Origin of the sequence: Streptococcus sp. FSL R7-0212, assembly GCF_038007985.1 — a bacterium.
In the GTDB taxonomy this organism is placed as follows: Bacteria; Bacillota; Bacilli; order Lactobacillales; family Streptococcaceae; genus Streptococcus; species Streptococcus parauberis.
Genome location: NZ_JBBOYF010000001.1, coordinates 631,974 through 646,580, shown reverse-complemented (window position 1 = coordinate 646,580; position 14,607 = coordinate 631,974). Strand labels below are relative to the sequence as shown.

Sequence of the window (14,607 nt, the reverse complement as noted above, 5' to 3'; positions counted from 1 at the left end):
ACAATGACAATTTATAAAGAAATTTTAGAACAAATAAAAAAACATCAAACAATTATCATCCATCGTCATAAAAATCCGGACCCTGATGCCATTGGTAGCCAAGCTGGTTTGAAAGAAATTATTAAAGCTAATTTCCCAGATAAGAAAGTCTTGATTACTGGTTACGACGAGCCAAGTCTTGATTGGGTCGCAATGATGGATACAGTCCAAGATTCTGATTATTCCGGCTCATTAGTTATCATTACAGATACGGCTAACCGTCCTCGGATAGATGATGCTCGTTATTTAGATGGCGACTTTACCATTAAAATCGACCATCACCCAAATGATGATGTCTATGGAGATATCTGTCATGTTGATACGATGGCTTCAAGTGCTAGTGAAATTATTGCTGACTTTGCTTTCGAAATGAACCTTAAACTATCAAACATAGCTGCGCAACTGCTCTATGCTGGGATTGTTGGAGATACGGGACGCTTCCTCTATCCTGCTACTAGTAGCAAAACCTTCTTAATTGCCAGTAAATTACGCCAGTACGAATTTGATTTTTCAGCCATTGGCCGACAAATGGATTCTTTCTCTTTTAAAATTGCCAAGCTGCAAGGCTATGTTTTTGATAATCTCGAAATTGATGAAAACGGAGCTGCACGAGTTGTGCTGACGCAAAAAATTCTCAAAGACTTTGATATCACTGATGCTGAGAGCTCAGCCATTGTTTCGACTCCCGGAAAAATTGATTTAGTCCAAGCTTGGGCAATCTTTGTCGAGCAAGCTGATGGGCACTACCGTGTCAGAATGCGTAGCAAAACAAAATTTATCAATGAAATTGCCAAGCGTCATCATGGGGGTGGTCATCCACTTGCTAGCGGAGCAAATTCATATAGTCTAGAGGAAAATGAAGTCATTTTCCAAGAAATAAAAGATCTCCTAGCAAATTAAAAGAATTACTCCAAAAAGCTTGTCAAATACTTTTAATTTTGTTACACTAGTCTAGTTAATAACTATGGGGCACAAGTGCCATGGCAGAAAGGAAATATTTTAAAGATGAGAAAAAACATTCATCCAGATTATCGTCCAGTTGTATTTCTTGATACAACTACAGGTTACCAATTCCTTAGCGGTTCTACTAAAAATAGTAATGAAACTGTTGAGTTCGAAGGGGAAACTTACCCACTTATCCGTGTAGAAATTTCTTCAGATTCACATCCATTCTATACTGGACGTCAAAAATTCACGCAAGCAGACGGACGTGTGGACCGTTTCAACAAAAAATACGGTCTCAAAGACGAAAACGCAGCAAAATAAGACTTACGCTTTTATTAAAATCTTCCCATTACTATGGGGAGGTTTTTTCTTGTCTTTTACTTTTCCCCAGATTATCAAATAAATAAAACACAAACAATTGTAAGCGTTTTATTTATTTGGTAGAATAGGTTTAAGGAGGATATTCAGATGAAAGCATTTATTATTAGTATATTAAAAGAAAAAGAAATCTTACAACTAACTTTTGTAACAGGTGAAACAATGACCGTTGTTAAAGTTGCCAATGAAATGGAATTTGATTCTACTGCCATTGAATTGATTTCAGAAAAAACCAACAAAAGTGTCTTAATTAACTTAAGAAACTTGGTCTATGCAACTCCGAAAGTAAAAACTAAAAAAACAAGTGACAAAAAGAAAAAATAACTTGTCAGATATTAGCTTAAATGATATTATCTTTCTATAAGTGAGGTCATCAAATGACAAAAGAAAAAAATAAAGAACTTCATACAATCAGTGGTAAAGTTAAACAAACTAAACCTACAGAAGAAAAGAAAAAAAATAAAGAAGAGAAATAATTATTAAGAAATGAAGACCTCAAACATTTAGTTTGAGGTCTTTTTTTCAGGAGAATCTTAATTTTGAATTTTTTCTAAAATATTATCATAAAAGCTAACTAATAAAAGATTTACAGTAATAAATATTTTAGCATTTTTTTAAAGAATAAACTTGAATGAAAAAAATGAGCCATATAATATTGTTTCACCAAGTTACTCTATTCCGAAGATTTTAGAATTAATCGTCATTTGATTAAATATATTAATTTAATTTCAATGTAAATCTTAAAATTGAAGTATGATTTGGTTCCAAAAATTTTACTTGAGTCTTTTCTTCAAAAATATCGTTTTCATCTAAAAATGTTGATATTCCAGTCATGGGTTCTAGTGCAATAAATTTTCCTTTATTAACTGTTGACCAAACTAATAAATTATCAAAATAATCGAAATAAATTTCAACACTATGATTATCTTTATTCGATTTTAACTTCGCTTTTTTTGAATTTGATTTATAGAAAATTAAAGCATCATTTGTAAATAGTTCGTGTTGTAATGAAAGCGATTTACCATCAAAATTTATCAATCTCAAATTTTTTCGATTAACTAATCCATTTTCTAAAACATTCTCAGGTAAGTTGTTTTTCTCTGTTTTGTCAAAAATCACCTGTAATCAGAAAATTTTAGGTCTGGATTTAGAGGACAATTAAAACCTGGATGTCCTCCGATAAAAAATGGCATTCTTTTTCTTGAAAAATTTTCAACCAGATATTGTGTTATTATTTGGTTATTTAACAAAATATATTGGATATATAACTTAAATTTATAAGGATACTCCTTTAATGTATTTTCATCCGAAGTGATCGAAAAAATTATTTCAGTATCTGTATGTTTTTCACAATTAAATTCCCTTTTTCTAATAATACCGTGACGAGGCATTTGGATCTGTTCACCTGCACTATTTCGAGCTTCATTATTACGTTAAGCTACCACAAATCGGGAATAAAACTGGAGCTTGTCCTGACCAATATGATTCGTCACCTTGCCATAAGTATTCTAATCCCTCATTATTTTTAATTGATGTTAGTACCCCTCCCTTTGAATTAAGAGAAACAATTAATTTATAATTTTTTAAAATATATTCCATTCAGTCTCCTTAATATATTTCATCAACTTTTACTTGAGTTAATATATTTTCAAAATCTATTTTGTTAAAGCTTCCTGTATTCATAGTCATTGCATTTGCCGTACCAACTGCAACAGCATATTTTAAGCAATCTGTAGGTTTAAAATTATTCTTTAATCCGAAAGCTAAAGCCGCAACCATAGAATCTCCACACCCTACAGTATTTATTGCCTTAATTTTAGGAGGTTTAGCATGGTAAACAGAGTTATTATGTATCAGAATTGCCCCTTCTTTACCTAAGGATACTACAACGTATTCAATTCCCTTTTCACTAATTTTTTTACCTAACTCGATCACATCATTGATTGAATTAATTTTACGATGAAATAATGCTTCTAATTCTTCCTCATTTGGTTTAACAAGTGTTGGTTTCCCTTTTAGACCCAGTTCAAAACTTAATCCACTACTATCTAGAATTACTTTTTTGCCTTTTTCTAGTGCTATTTCAATTAATGTCTTATAAAAATCTGGATTCAAGCCCTTTGGCATACTCCCCGAAATAGTTACAACATCCGTTTTATCAATTAGGTTTGAAAAACTCTTTTCGAACATTGCAATTTCTTTTTCAGTAATTTCTTCGCCACTTTCAAGAAATTCAGTAGATCTAAAGTTGACCTCAATCACATTAATACAACTTCTAGTCTCACAGCTCACGGTCGTAAATCCATGAGTAATACCATCATGGTTCAATAAATCTAGAAGATAATTGCCATTATTCCCTCCAACTAATCCTGTTGCAAGTACATCTTCTCCTAGTAGTTTAACTACTCTTGCTACATTTAGTCCTTTACCACCTGCTGAATTTATGACTTTTTTTACTCTCATAACAGTTCCAACCGTTAAACTATTTTCTAAGTAATAAGCTTTATCAATTGATGTATTTAATGTTACAGTCGTAATCATGTTTTCTCCTTTTTTAGAAAATTTCAACTCAATTTTCCATTGAAAATTGAGTTGATTTTAGTCTAGTTTACTGGTGTGGCTAATTCTTCAACAAGAGTATTTAGTTCAACAATATTTGTTTTACCAACACTATTAAACCATTCCTTAGCTGCTTCAAATCCTTTTTCTTTATAAACAGTTGTTCCACCTGCCCAGGTAGCTCTACCACAAAGTACACCATTAAAAGTAGAACCACTTTCCTTTGCAAATCGCAATGTTTCTCTAAATAAATCAGAAGAAACACCTGCACTTAAGAATATGAACGGTAAATTAGTTGCTTCACTTTGCTCTTTAAAGTATTTTGATGCATCTGCTTTTGAATAGACAGATTTAGTTCCAAAACTTTCCACAAAATTCATATCTACTGGAACTTCTACTTTTAGTACTGCTACGTTAAACCGCTTATCAGCAAACATTTTCATTGCTTCGATTACTTTACGTGGTTTAATTTTTGCATACTCTAGTTTATCTGAAATATTTGCATCGTAACTTATAATTTCCAAAAATAATGGTAAATCTTCAGCTAAACATTCTGATCCTACTCTTTCAACAAATGCTTTCTTGGTATCATTAACAGTTACATCTTCATCTACATCAACATAAACGAGTAATTTTATAGCATCTGCTCCTTCTTCCTTAAGTCTTTTCACACTCTGATTTTCAATTAAATCTGGCAAACGACCTGGAGTTAATACATCATACCCTGTTTTTTCGTAGGCCATTAATAGACCACAATTGCTATCTTTTTTTTGCGATGCTGGTAAGCCTAGTTCAGGATCTAATAGTATTGCGCTAGAATAAGGTGTAAGGGTTTCAGAAACTAATATTTTAAAATCTTCCAAAGCCTTTGTTTCTGCATTTTCTCCTAGCATTCGCCGTAGTGCACCACGTTGATCAATAGCTAAAGCTGAGATAATACCAGATTTTGTTGTTAATGTTTTTATGTTACTCATTCTCACCTCCACAGACAGTTACGAATATTTTACCATCTATCTTTCGTTCTCTATAGTCATCTAAGATCGAACCAAATTTATCAATAGTGGTATCACAGGCAATCAATGGATCTATTTGAATTGCCCCATTTTTAAATAGTTCAATAGCCTCTTCCCATTCTTCACCTGGCCATGGTGCTGAATAATTCATCCACGAACCATGTGCCGTAAGTTCTTTTCTGTTTATCAGTTCGAAAGTCTGAAAATCAATTTGTAAATCTTTGTGAGGAGTACCAATATATAAAATATTTCCTTTTTTTGCCGCCAACTTATTAACTATGTAATAACTTTGATTAGCACCTGATGTTTCAACGACAAAATCAAATTGGTCAAATGAATTTCCCAATTCATCATTATTTTTTGTATTGACTGTATTTTTGGCTCCTAACCCTTTCGAAAGATTAAGTTTTTCATCGCTAATGTCAAAACAAGTAACGTTATACCCATAATGGACAAGAATCTGAAGCGCTAATAATCCGATGCTACCCATTCCGATTAATGCAACACTCTTAACATCTAAATCCTTTAACTTAGCAATTTTAAACCCGTGCAAATTTACTGTTAGAGGTTCAATGAACGCTGCAGTACGAAGATCAATCTCTTTTGGAATTTTTACTAAGTTATTTTCATTAATAATTTTGTATTCTTGTAAACCACCGTCTTCTCTTGAACCAATAAAACCATATTTATCACTCAATGAATAATTTCCTTTTTTACTTTGTTCATCTTCAAAATTTGGTTTTAATGGAATTACTGCCACTTTATCCCCATTAGTGTATTTACTTGAATTACTTTTTTCAACTATTCCTGAAAATTCATGTGTCAGTACAATCGGATAAAATTTTGCTTGGTTTTCAAAAAATCTCACATAATCTGACCCACAGATACCTGTATAAGCAATTTTTACTAATACTTCCCCTGAATCTTGTAATGTTGGTTTTTGTCTTTCCTGTATTTCAACTTTATTATTTTCAACTAAAGCTAGTGCCTTCATCAATATACCTCCAAACTAGTTTGTTTGTTCATGTAGACGTTGTAATTTTTTGAATCGAGTCCAAGTCATGTATAATCCTGTTAAATACATAGCAACAATTATAATTAGACCCACCATATTTGTATTATGTACAAGTTGAGTAAAAATGTAGGTTACAGGAGAACCGCCTTGGTCTAATGCAGCTACTTTACCAACACCTTCCTTTAAAGTCCCAGTATCTTTTGCTAATTGTGTTGTTAATCCAATTGATTGGTTAGCAATCCAAATTGTAATATACATAATTACTGACCCTGAAATAAATGTTCTAAAAATATTACCTTTATGAATTGCTACTGCCATAGCAATAAAGAAACCAATAGTAGCCAAATCACCAAATGGTAAAACTTGATTTCCAGGTACAATAAGAGCAATTAAAATACTAAGTGGAATAAAAATTAAACCTGCAGATACTACTGATGGATCTCCTAAAAGTACAGCAGGGTCAAGACCAATCAAGAACTCACTACCACTAAATTTCTTAGCAAGTTTTGTTTTTACCACTTCAGAAATTGGCATCAAACCTTCCATGATTGGTTTGATAACTTTTGGCATTAGAGAAATAACAGCTGCAACTTTAATAGCTAATTGCAATGTATCTTTTACATTATATTTAGCTAATAATCCAATAATAATACCTAAGAAGAATGCAACAATCACAGGTTGACCAAAAACACCTAAACGTTTTTCAACTTTTTCACTATCGATATTAATTTTGTTCAATCCAGGGATTTTTTCAATCAAGGCATCAATCATTACTGCAAATGGAGCCATATATGCTGATGTACCATGCGGTACTGCAATACCTTCTAATCCAAAATACTCTTCTGTATCATATTGAAACCAGTCCCCAAATTTATATGATAAAGCAGCATGGATAATTACTCCTAATATTCCAATCCAATAATTACCAGTAGCCACATAAGCAATCGCACCAGTAAATGTCATGTGCCAAACATTCCAAATATCAACGTTTACAACACGTGTCATTTTTAAAACAAGCATTACAATATTCACCAAAATAGCAATAGGAATCGCTATCAATGCGATACTACTAGCCCAAGTAATTGGAGACATCCCTGGCCAACCTACATCAACAACAGTTAAACCTAAACCAAAATTTTCTGCCATTGCTTTAGCAGCTGGCCCAATGCTTTCCTGCATAAATCCAACAATAATTCCAATACCTACAAACCCAATACCTATAGAAATTGCTGAATAGAATGCTTTACCAACCTTAATTCCAAAAGCAACTGCAATAATAAAGATTACTAGTGGGAGCATTACTGCTGCACCCAAATCAATAATATATTGTAAAAATGCCATATTGTCCTTCTTTCTAATTTAAGCGTTTACATTTTTATTTTAAAACATTTAAAATATCTGCTTCTAATTTTTCTTCGTTAATTCCCGAAATGAATCCCATGACAGTTAAGATAGGGATATCTCCATATGTTTTTCTTATCTTCATTGTGGTACAAATTAAATCAGTTCCTGAAATATGAGATTCAATTTCACTAATACGACATTGAACTAAGTCTAAATCGATATTATTATACTTACATAATTCTTTAATACGATTTGCTGCGACTGTAGAGGTTGCTACTGCACCACCACATGCTACGATTACTTTTTTCATAATTTTCTCCTTTTATTTTTCCAAAAAATTTTTTAGCTTTTCCAGTATTTTTTCTTTATCAGTTTCAACTAGTAGATAATTCATCAATATTTCATCTTGGAACATTTTCATTAATTTCGTTAAAAAAGTAACTTGATTTTTAGGATCTTTTACTACTATATTAAAAACTAATCTAGTTGATACCTCTTCATTAGGATCTATCATATGTTGAAATACAATATCTTTTTTATTTCTAATAAACACAATTGCCTCTTTCAACGCCATATCTGCTTCAGTATGTGGCATAGCAATGTTTATTCCAACATGTGTTTTTAATCCAGTCGGAAATTCTTTTTCTCTTTCCAATATAGATTCTAAATATTCTTCCTTTACATATTCTAATCTCCTCAATTGTTTATAACTATATGTAAGCACCTCTTCTTCATTATCAAAATCATGATCTAAAAATATAAGTTCTTCATCAAACATTTAACTTACCCGTACACCATCACATCATGTGTTCTTTCTCTTTTATAAGTTCATATACTGACGTTAAGTCAAGTTTTTAGAGTAACAAACGTAGAATTTTAATCTATTTATTTTAAGCACTTACCTTTTCAAATTGATTAGGTGTAAGATACCCTAAACTTTGATGGATTCGTTTTGAATTATAAAAGGCTTCGATGTACCAGAAAATACTCTGATAGGCTTCTTCAAAGTTCTTATATTTAAATTGATACACCCACTCTCTTTTTAAATGTCCATGCCAAGATTCAAGACTGGCATTATGATAAGGGTATCCCCTTCGACTGAAAGAGTGAGTCATCCCATAATACTTAAGCAACTCTTCATACTCTAGACTCGTATACTGGCTTCCTTGGTCAGAATGAAGAATAACAGCTTCTGGATAGTCTTGTGAGTTAATGGCCTTATTTAAAGTTCTTTGCACTAATTCTACAGTCATTCGCTTGCCCAAATCCCAAGCAATGACTTTTTTAGTATAACGATCCATAATGGTTGAGAGATAAGCCCATCCTTGTTGAGTAGGAATATAAGTAATGTCGGTTGACCAAACCTTATTTTTCTTTGTAGGTTCAGTCTGTATGAGATTTTTTCGATTGATGTGATCACTTAGTGAGTATCCAGGCTTAAATTTCTTAATGACTGCAGACTTGAGTTGAAGTTGCTTCATTAGCTTCTGTACCAGTTTTAACCCGACTTTTTCCCCTTGTTTAAGTAGAAGATGATGAATTTTAGGAGCACCATAGATTCCTCGGTTAGCATTGAAGAGTTGAGAAATTTTGAGTGACAGGTATTGTCTCCTTAATTGAGTTTTAGATGGATGTCGGTTAATCCGTTCATAATAACTTGATTCAGGAACATCAAGGAGTTGACAGCTTAGTCTGACATTGAGTGCTAAAGTTTGTATGGTTTGAGCCATATCCGCAGCACTCACTTCTTTTTCTCGGCGAATATGGTCAATACTTTTTTTAAGATGTCTCGTTCTTCCTTAACTTTAGCCAGTTGTCTTTTTAATTCTAGAAAATCAGCTTTAGAGACGGAGCTTTCATTAGATGTAGAGTAGAGGTCTATCCATTTATAAATTGTTGCAGGGGCCACGTCGTATTCTTTAGACAGCTGGGTGACGGATTGACCAGAATGATAGAAGGCGATAAGGGTTTCTTTAAATTCTTTTGAGTAGCGTTTTTGCATGTTTTTGTCCTTTGTCTAAATTATACAATAGTGACTCTAAGATTTAAGGATAACATCAATACTTCTTCGCTTGTACAACATTTGTCTAGAGCTACTTTAAATGAATTTTGTTTTAGTAAATTGAATAAATTAAATATTGCTTTCAAATGTTTTTGTTCTTCCGTTGCAGACAAAATACATACATATTTTACCGGGAGTGTGGTTATGTCATCATTATCGTCCATAATTGAATCACTATAGTAAATAGGATTTTTCAATCTTATCAATCTCATTGCTGTATTGAAGTTATATTCACCAATTTCTGCATGTGGGAATGCGAATCCTTCTGAGATAACAACATAGGGGCCATTCTGCTCAATATTCTCAATCACAATATCCAAATATTGTTGGGAGATGTCTTTTGAATCAATAAGTAATTGACCTGCCTTATAGATAGAATCTTTCCAATCGGATACATCAATATCTAAAGAAATACGTTCTGGTGTCAAAAATTCATGTAAAAAAATTTCATCCTCATTTTCATTAGCATTTACTTGTTCTAATAATTTTAATTTTATATGTTTTTTCAAAGTCAATAGGTCTTCATAGTCACTATCGATTTCTTTTTCAATCATTTTATAAAGTTTTTGTACTACTTCCTTATCTAAATTAAAATTACTTTGATCTTTTTCACGGTATATCTCGTTTAAATGATTCGCAATAAGAATATAATCTTCATCAGAAACAAAAGGTGAAATTTGTAAATAATTTTTATTAGGTATATTTGTAGTAGTCAATATTAAATCATAATCACCTCGTATCGTATCATTTATTGAATAAATATCTAAATTAAATGAAAAATTACTTGATAGTTTACTTTCTAAGAAAAATACTTCTGTATCTTTTTGCTCAGTTAGAACTGCTACTCTAAAATTAGCACCAATACGTTTTTTTCTCTCCATAGCAGCATAGACATGGATAATAATATAATCAATTTCTACTGGTGTTGCTTTCCTACCCAAGTTGTTTTCAATAATATAAAGGTTTTTTAATATTGCTTTTTTTATTTTTAAATTAGAACTAACTATATCACTAACATCTAATAATAAATCTTTATAGTCTTTTTCTTTACGAATCATCCTTAATAAATGAGCTGAAAAATTTTCATAAAATAGATAGTCATCTTTGAAGTCAATTTCTAAATCTTGTGAAATTTTACCAATAAATTCCATTGTTGTAACTTGAATACGCAATGTTTCTTTATTTATATCGGTTTTTAGATAGGGATCAATATTTTGAACAAATACATTATAATAGATAAAATACAAATCATTTTGTGTTAGAAATTTTGAATAATTTCCTAAATTATAAATTGTAAAGAATCCAGTTTGATTATCAATAGCTTGGAATTTTGTATTTAATTTAAAACCATTTATATTTCTATACGCAGAAATTAAAGAGTATTTTAGAATTTGATTTAATTCTTTTTCTGTAAGTTCAGAAGTAAAGTCATTATCGTAAACTAATTTTTGAAGACTTTCAAAATCAAGCAATGTCATTTTATCTTTTTCAAATATAATAGGCTCCAAAATTGAAAAATTCTCTTGTCCAATGATATTAAATAAAAATTCTCTTAAATCTTCTTCTTTAGCGTCAATTGTAAATCCTTTTATTCGCTTTTGAAATAATTTTAATTTTATGTTTCGTTGCTAATTTTCTCATAGATTTTACATCATTGACTATGGTTGATCTACTAGCTAGAAGTCGCTCTGACAGTTGACTCAAAGTGACATAGGATTTTGAAGCGATTAAAATCAACAAACATATTAAACTTCGTTCTTCTCTACTAAACTTGTATTCATAAACATTGAACTGATTTAGTTCACTAATCACCTTGTTCTTTGGAACAATTAATTCTAATTCAACATTTCTATTTTTTATAATGATACTTCCAAATTTTAAGTTTCGTAGATAATCATTTAAAGTTGATAAATCGTTTCTTATTGTTCGTTCTGATACTTCATGCAATTCAGAAAGTTCAAGTAACGAACTTCTTTTTCTTTCAATTATGAAATGTAAAATTTCTTTACTTCTTTGATTCAATTGTAAGCGCCTCCTTCCTTGATAGTTCTATTGTATTGTTAATTTTATATAAACAAAATATCAAAGTTCTTCACCTCCACGGAAATTTTATATATTATTAATTGTCAAATTAAGTTAGACAATTCCTCTTTGCATATGTGACTCAAGAATACTTCTATTGGTGTTTTATAGTTTAATGATTTTCGAGGGATATTATTTCTTTTCGATGCAATAGATTGGATAAAAGATTCATCAACTTCGTTGAAATCCATTTGCTTTGGTAAACCATCTTTACGTAATAAACCATTAGAGTTTTCATTTAACCCTCTTTGTGATGGTGTACCAGGATCTGCAAAATAGATATCAATATCATTTATATTACTGATTGATTTCCAATTTGAAAATTCCTTTCCACAATCAAAAGTCATTGATTTGAATAGATGCTTAGGTACAGATTGCATCCATTGGTTCAAACGATTTTCAATATCTATAGCTCGTCTGCCTTCTGGCTGAAGAGTGATGATTACTTTAGATAATCGCTCAACGAGGGTAATAACAGCACTTTTGTGCTTTTTACCCACAATAGTATCCCCTTCAAGGTGGCCAAATTCTTGATTGAATTTAGAATAATCATTTCCTCTGTCACGAAGTGATCGACGAAAAGATTGTTTTCCCCGAGTTTCTTTGTGTCCGTTGGCTTTACGTTTTCCTTTCATAGGTAGGTGAGTCACTTCAAATACGCCTTGTTTAAACATACGATAAAGTGTACGCATAGAACAAGAAATAGAAAACTCTGCACGGCCAACAATCACATCAGGTGTCCAACCTTGAACAACCCTCTTTTGAATATATTCTGTTTGTTCATCTGATAAGACAATAGGACGTCTGCCACAGCGAGTTTTATTCTTCTTGTATTGATTGAAATAATCTAGAGCATTGTGCCCTGTTTTGAAAAATTGGTAAACTTTATGAATCGTTTGTCTAGATCTATTCAATAGTACTGCGGTTTTAGCTACAGATTGATGATTATTATAATACGCCTCTATCATTGCAAGTTCATTTGATGTAAGATGGGTATAGGTCATTTGTCTTCACTCCTTATAATTCTTTTGCGGGAACTATCTTGAGTGTAGCACAAATGACTTTTTTATTTGTCTAGCTTAATTTTACAATCGGCGTATAATTTATTTTTTTACATTATTATGATATTAATTGAAAAAAAGTATATAAACTTAAGTATACTAAATTTTTTCAATTAATATTTTTAAGATTTTTAATATTACAAAATTCTGTCATACTTTTTTCAATTAGCTTAAAATATCGAACTTACAAAAAAGTATTTCTGAAACTTTGAAATTCATAGTAGCTCAGTTAACCCAAAAACTATTCTTGAAATTACAAACAACTAGCTATATTTGCAATGTTTAATATTTTCCTTATAAAAATATTTTTGTCCATTCCACATCTCTTAAAAAGTTTATAAAATAGTATTTCCAGATAAAATATGTTTCGTTAAATTTATCACTTCAACTATTTAATCGAATATACCAGAGAAAGATAAAAATACTGGTAAAACCAACTTATAATTTATTAGGCTACATTTTATCCACAATAACAAAAAGACCAATCTCCTAATAAATTTAGAAGATTGGTCTTTTAGATTAGCTATGAATAGTGAGGTTCTCACCTCAATCTTTTTTAATGTGCATTTATTTCTTGTGCAATTTCGCGTCCAGATAAATCTGAAGGGTAATATGTTGGCCAATGTTCTAACTCTTTAAGAAGTTTATCTTGGCTTTCTCCACCCCAATAAATATGGAAATGTTCAGCTTTTTCTGGTGCAATTCCATGATCAGAGAATTGAACATATTTGAATTCACCAGCACCTGCTTCTTTAGCTTCAAACATGAAACGGACACCACGATTACCTTTTTCATAAGTCAGTACTTTTTTACCAGAATATTTATAAGTAAAAATCTTCTTTTGACCATTACGATCAAATGTAATCGTTTTTTTCTTGCCGTCGATTTTGATATTATTGACATCAGTTTTGTAACCAACGTCATAATAGTCTTTATATTCTTTAACAGTCATTTCACCTTTAGATTTTTTTGCTTTATAATCCATAACTTGGTCTAAGGTGCCATCTTGTAAGAATGGATAGACTGATTGCCAGTCTCCAGACCAGTCACTCAATTTGCGGTCTTTAACAGCAGAATCTTTGAAGTAACCGTTATAAACTGATTTGCTTGTAACTTCTTCTGGTTGAATTTCTTTACCTTCACGTTTTGTTGTCAATTCCAAAGCTTTTAAATTTTTACGCATAACAGAGAAATAATCTTTGCCATTTTTGATTTCTTTTTGAGTCAAACCTTCTAAAGGACTAAGTACAACCGCTTTAACACCAGCCTCATCTGCTAGAGTTTTAGCAACTTTATTAGAAGCATTTTCTTCAAAGTAAATGTATTTAATATTATACTTTTTGACGTATTTAGATAATTCGCCAATACGTTTCGCTGATGGTTCATTCTCTGCTGATACACCATTAATGGATACTTGATTCAATCCATAGTCAAGTGCTAAATAACCGAAGGCAGCATGCTGAGTAACAAAACTCTTAGTTTTTGCATTTCCTAATTGGCTAGCGTATTCTGAATCTAATTTTTTCAATTTAGCAATATAAGCATCGGCATTTTTCTTGAACGTTTCTGATTTATCAGGATATTTTTTAGAAAGTGATTCACGAATATTTTCGACTACAGTAATACTACGGTAAGGTGATAACCAAACGTGTGGATCAAAAGCATGACTATGTCCTTCTTCACCATGTTCTTCATGATCATTTTTATGTTTATGTTCATGTTCGTGCTCAGACTCTGAACCAGCTGCCAAAATCATATCGCCTGTTCCTTCAATATAATCTACATTTTTAGATTTGATAGATTTTTTAACTTCAGGAATCCATGTTTCCATATTGTCATCCATGTAAATAAAGGCACCTGAATCTTGAATTTTTTTAACATCCTTTGTAGATGGTTCGAAATCATGAGGTTCAGTTCCAGCTTTCATTAACATGGTGACTTCGCCATCATTACCAACTACACCTTTTGTGAATTCATATACTGGATAAAAAGTTGTTACAACTTTTACTTTGCTATCGTCAGCCTCTACTTGTTTGGCTTGACTTAATTGCCAAGCAGATGTTAGCCCGACAAAACTCATTAGCAATAGAACTTTCTTTTTCATGATTC

At 31.4% G+C, this 14,607-nt stretch carries 17 protein-coding genes; 3 read left to right on the top strand and 14 right to left on the bottom strand.

Annotated features, from left to right (window positions below):
- Positions 1-3 precede the first annotated feature (3 nt).
- The 3 genes from MKY69_RS03445 (at position 4) to MKY69_RS03435 (ending at position 1,686) form a co-directional block, all read left to right on the top strand.
- The gene (locus tag MKY69_RS03445) at positions 4-939 is read left to right on the top strand and encodes a DHH family phosphoesterase (protein ID WP_096633466.1); all 936 of its coding nucleotides are present in this window, start codon (positions 4-6) and stop codon (positions 937-939) included.
- A gap of 105 nt (positions 940-1,044) precedes the next feature.
- Positions 1,045-1,305: a type B 50S ribosomal protein L31 gene (locus tag MKY69_RS03440; RefSeq protein ID WP_003104133.1), complete on the top strand. Its 261-nt coding sequence runs from the start codon at positions 1,045-1,047 to the stop codon at positions 1,303-1,305.
- 147 nt (positions 1,306-1,452) lie between these two features.
- The gene (locus tag MKY69_RS03435) at positions 1,453-1,686 is read left to right on the top strand and encodes a hypothetical protein (RefSeq protein WP_003105475.1); all 234 of its coding nucleotides are present in this window, start codon (positions 1,453-1,455) and stop codon (positions 1,684-1,686) included.
- A gap of 393 nt (positions 1,687-2,079) precedes the next feature.
- Here the strand turns inward: MKY69_RS03435 and MKY69_RS03430 are convergent, their stop codons facing one another.
- The 14 genes from MKY69_RS03430 to MKY69_RS03370 all read right to left on the bottom strand — a co-directional run bounded on the left by MKY69_RS03430 (position 2,080) and on the right by MKY69_RS03370 (position 14,602).
- A complete protein-coding gene (locus MKY69_RS03430) occupies positions 2,080-2,481 on the bottom strand; it encodes a hypothetical protein (RefSeq protein WP_062806922.1) in 402 nt (133 codons plus the stop codon).
- Complete coding sequence (locus MKY69_RS10560; RefSeq protein ID WP_445684230.1) at positions 2,478-2,753, bottom strand: aldose epimerase family protein; 276 nt, start codon at positions 2,751-2,753, stop codon at positions 2,478-2,480. Before MKY69_RS10560 ends, MKY69_RS03430 begins: the two co-directional genes overlap by 4 nt.
- A 37-nt stretch (positions 2,754-2,790) precedes the next feature.
- Positions 2,791-2,961 (bottom strand): hypothetical protein, encoded by a 171-nt coding sequence (locus MKY69_RS03425; RefSeq protein WP_340790966.1) that lies wholly within the window; start codon positions 2,959-2,961, stop codon positions 2,791-2,793.
- A gap of 9 nt (positions 2,962-2,970) precedes the next feature.
- Positions 2,971-3,903 (bottom strand): 1-phosphofructokinase, encoded by a 933-nt coding sequence (gene pfkB, locus MKY69_RS03420; protein ID WP_062806920.1) that lies wholly within the window; start codon positions 3,901-3,903, stop codon positions 2,971-2,973.
- Positions 3,904-3,965: 62 nt separating this feature from the next.
- Positions 3,966-4,895 carry a tagatose 1,6-diphosphate aldolase gene (locus MKY69_RS03415; RefSeq protein ID WP_340790965.1) on the bottom strand — a complete coding sequence of 310 codons (930 nt, stop codon included), beginning with the start codon at positions 4,893-4,895 and terminating at the stop codon, positions 3,966-3,968.
- On the bottom strand, positions 4,888-5,928 hold the full coding sequence (locus tag MKY69_RS03410) for a galactitol-1-phosphate 5-dehydrogenase (RefSeq protein WP_062806918.1): 1,041 nt from the start codon (positions 5,926-5,928) through the stop codon (positions 4,888-4,890). The genes MKY69_RS03415 and MKY69_RS03410 overlap by 8 nt, the downstream gene beginning before the upstream one ends.
- Before the next feature lie 15 nt (positions 5,929-5,943).
- Positions 5,944-7,290: a PTS galactitol transporter subunit IIC gene (locus MKY69_RS03405; protein ID WP_311981867.1), complete on the bottom strand. Its 1,347-nt coding sequence runs from the start codon at positions 7,288-7,290 to the stop codon at positions 5,944-5,946.
- A gap of 34 nt (positions 7,291-7,324) precedes the next feature.
- Positions 7,325-7,603: a PTS galactitol transporter subunit IIB gene (gene gatB, locus MKY69_RS03400; protein WP_231070365.1), complete on the bottom strand. Its 279-nt coding sequence runs from the start codon at positions 7,601-7,603 to the stop codon at positions 7,325-7,327.
- Between the two features lie 12 nt (positions 7,604-7,615).
- Positions 7,616-8,071 carry a PTS sugar transporter subunit IIA gene (locus MKY69_RS03395; RefSeq protein WP_062806915.1) on the bottom strand — a complete coding sequence of 152 codons (456 nt, stop codon included), beginning with the start codon at positions 8,069-8,071 and terminating at the stop codon, positions 7,616-7,618.
- Positions 8,072-8,183: 112 nt separating this feature from the next.
- A protein-coding gene (locus MKY69_RS03390) for an IS3-like element IS981 family transposase (protein ID WP_340790963.1) occupies positions 8,184-9,295 on the bottom strand; the annotation gives its coding sequence in 2 pieces (ribosomal slippage) (positions 8,184-9,079 and positions 9,079-9,295; 1,113 coding nt in all).
- A 20-nt stretch (positions 9,296-9,315) separates the two neighbouring features.
- The gene (locus MKY69_RS03385) at positions 9,316-10,863 is read right to left on the bottom strand and encodes a PTS sugar transporter subunit IIA (protein WP_340790962.1); all 1,548 of its coding nucleotides are present in this window, start codon (positions 10,861-10,863) and stop codon (positions 9,316-9,318) included.
- Positions 10,864-10,927: 64 nt separating this feature from the next.
- Positions 10,928-11,377: an HTH domain-containing protein gene (locus MKY69_RS03380; RefSeq protein WP_340790961.1), complete on the bottom strand. Its 450-nt coding sequence runs from the start codon at positions 11,375-11,377 to the stop codon at positions 10,928-10,930.
- A 104-nt stretch (positions 11,378-11,481) separates the two neighbouring features.
- Entirely contained in the window at positions 11,482-12,441 is a 960-nt protein-coding gene (locus MKY69_RS03375) for an IS30-like element IS1062 family transposase (RefSeq protein WP_002360751.1), read from the bottom strand.
- 613 nt (positions 12,442-13,054) lie between these two features.
- The gene (locus MKY69_RS03370) at positions 13,055-14,602 is read right to left on the bottom strand and encodes a zinc ABC transporter substrate-binding protein AdcA (protein WP_004234490.1); all 1,548 of its coding nucleotides are present in this window, start codon (positions 14,600-14,602) and stop codon (positions 13,055-13,057) included.
- Positions 14,603-14,607 lie beyond the last annotated feature (5 nt).

Excerpts from the sequence above, each read along its gene's own strand:
- MKY69_RS03445 (WP_096633466.1), top strand. The coding sequence starts at position 4 with ATGACAATTTATAAAGAAATTTTAGAACAAATAAAAAAACATCAAACA.
- MKY69_RS03440 (WP_003104133.1), top strand. The coding sequence starts at position 1,045 with ATGAGAAAAAACATTCATCCAGATTATCGTCCAGTTGTATTTCTTGAT.
- MKY69_RS03435 (WP_003105475.1), top strand. The coding sequence starts at position 1,453 with ATGAAAGCATTTATTATTAGTATATTAAAAGAAAAAGAAATCTTACAA.
- MKY69_RS10560 (WP_445684230.1), bottom strand. The coding sequence starts at position 2,753 with ATGCCTCGTCACGGTATTATTAGAAAAAGGGAATTTAATTGTGAAAAA.
- MKY69_RS03425 (WP_340790966.1), bottom strand. The coding sequence starts at position 2,961 with ATGGAATATATTTTAAAAAATTATAAATTAATTGTTTCTCTTAATTCA.
- pfkB (WP_062806920.1), bottom strand. The coding sequence starts at position 3,903 with ATGATTACGACTGTAACATTAAATACATCAATTGATAAAGCTTATTAC.
- MKY69_RS03415 (WP_340790965.1), bottom strand. The coding sequence starts at position 4,895 with ATGAGTAACATAAAAACATTAACAACAAAATCTGGTATTATCTCAGCT.
- MKY69_RS03410 (WP_062806918.1), bottom strand. The coding sequence starts at position 5,928 with ATGAAGGCACTAGCTTTAGTTGAAAATAATAAAGTTGAAATACAGGAA.
- MKY69_RS03405 (WP_311981867.1), bottom strand. The coding sequence starts at position 7,290 with ATGGCATTTTTACAATATATTATTGATTTGGGTGCAGCAGTAATGCTC.
- gatB (WP_231070365.1), bottom strand. The coding sequence starts at position 7,603 with ATGAAAAAAGTAATCGTAGCATGTGGTGGTGCAGTAGCAACCTCTACA.
- MKY69_RS03395 (WP_062806915.1), bottom strand. The coding sequence starts at position 8,071 with ATGTTTGATGAAGAACTTATATTTTTAGATCATGATTTTGATAATGAA.
- MKY69_RS03375 (WP_002360751.1), bottom strand. The coding sequence starts at position 12,441 with ATGACCTATACCCATCTTACATCAAATGAACTTGCAATGATAGAGGCG.
- MKY69_RS03370 (WP_004234490.1), bottom strand. The coding sequence starts at position 14,602 with ATGAAAAAGAAAGTTCTATTGCTAATGAGTTTTGTCGGGCTAACATCT.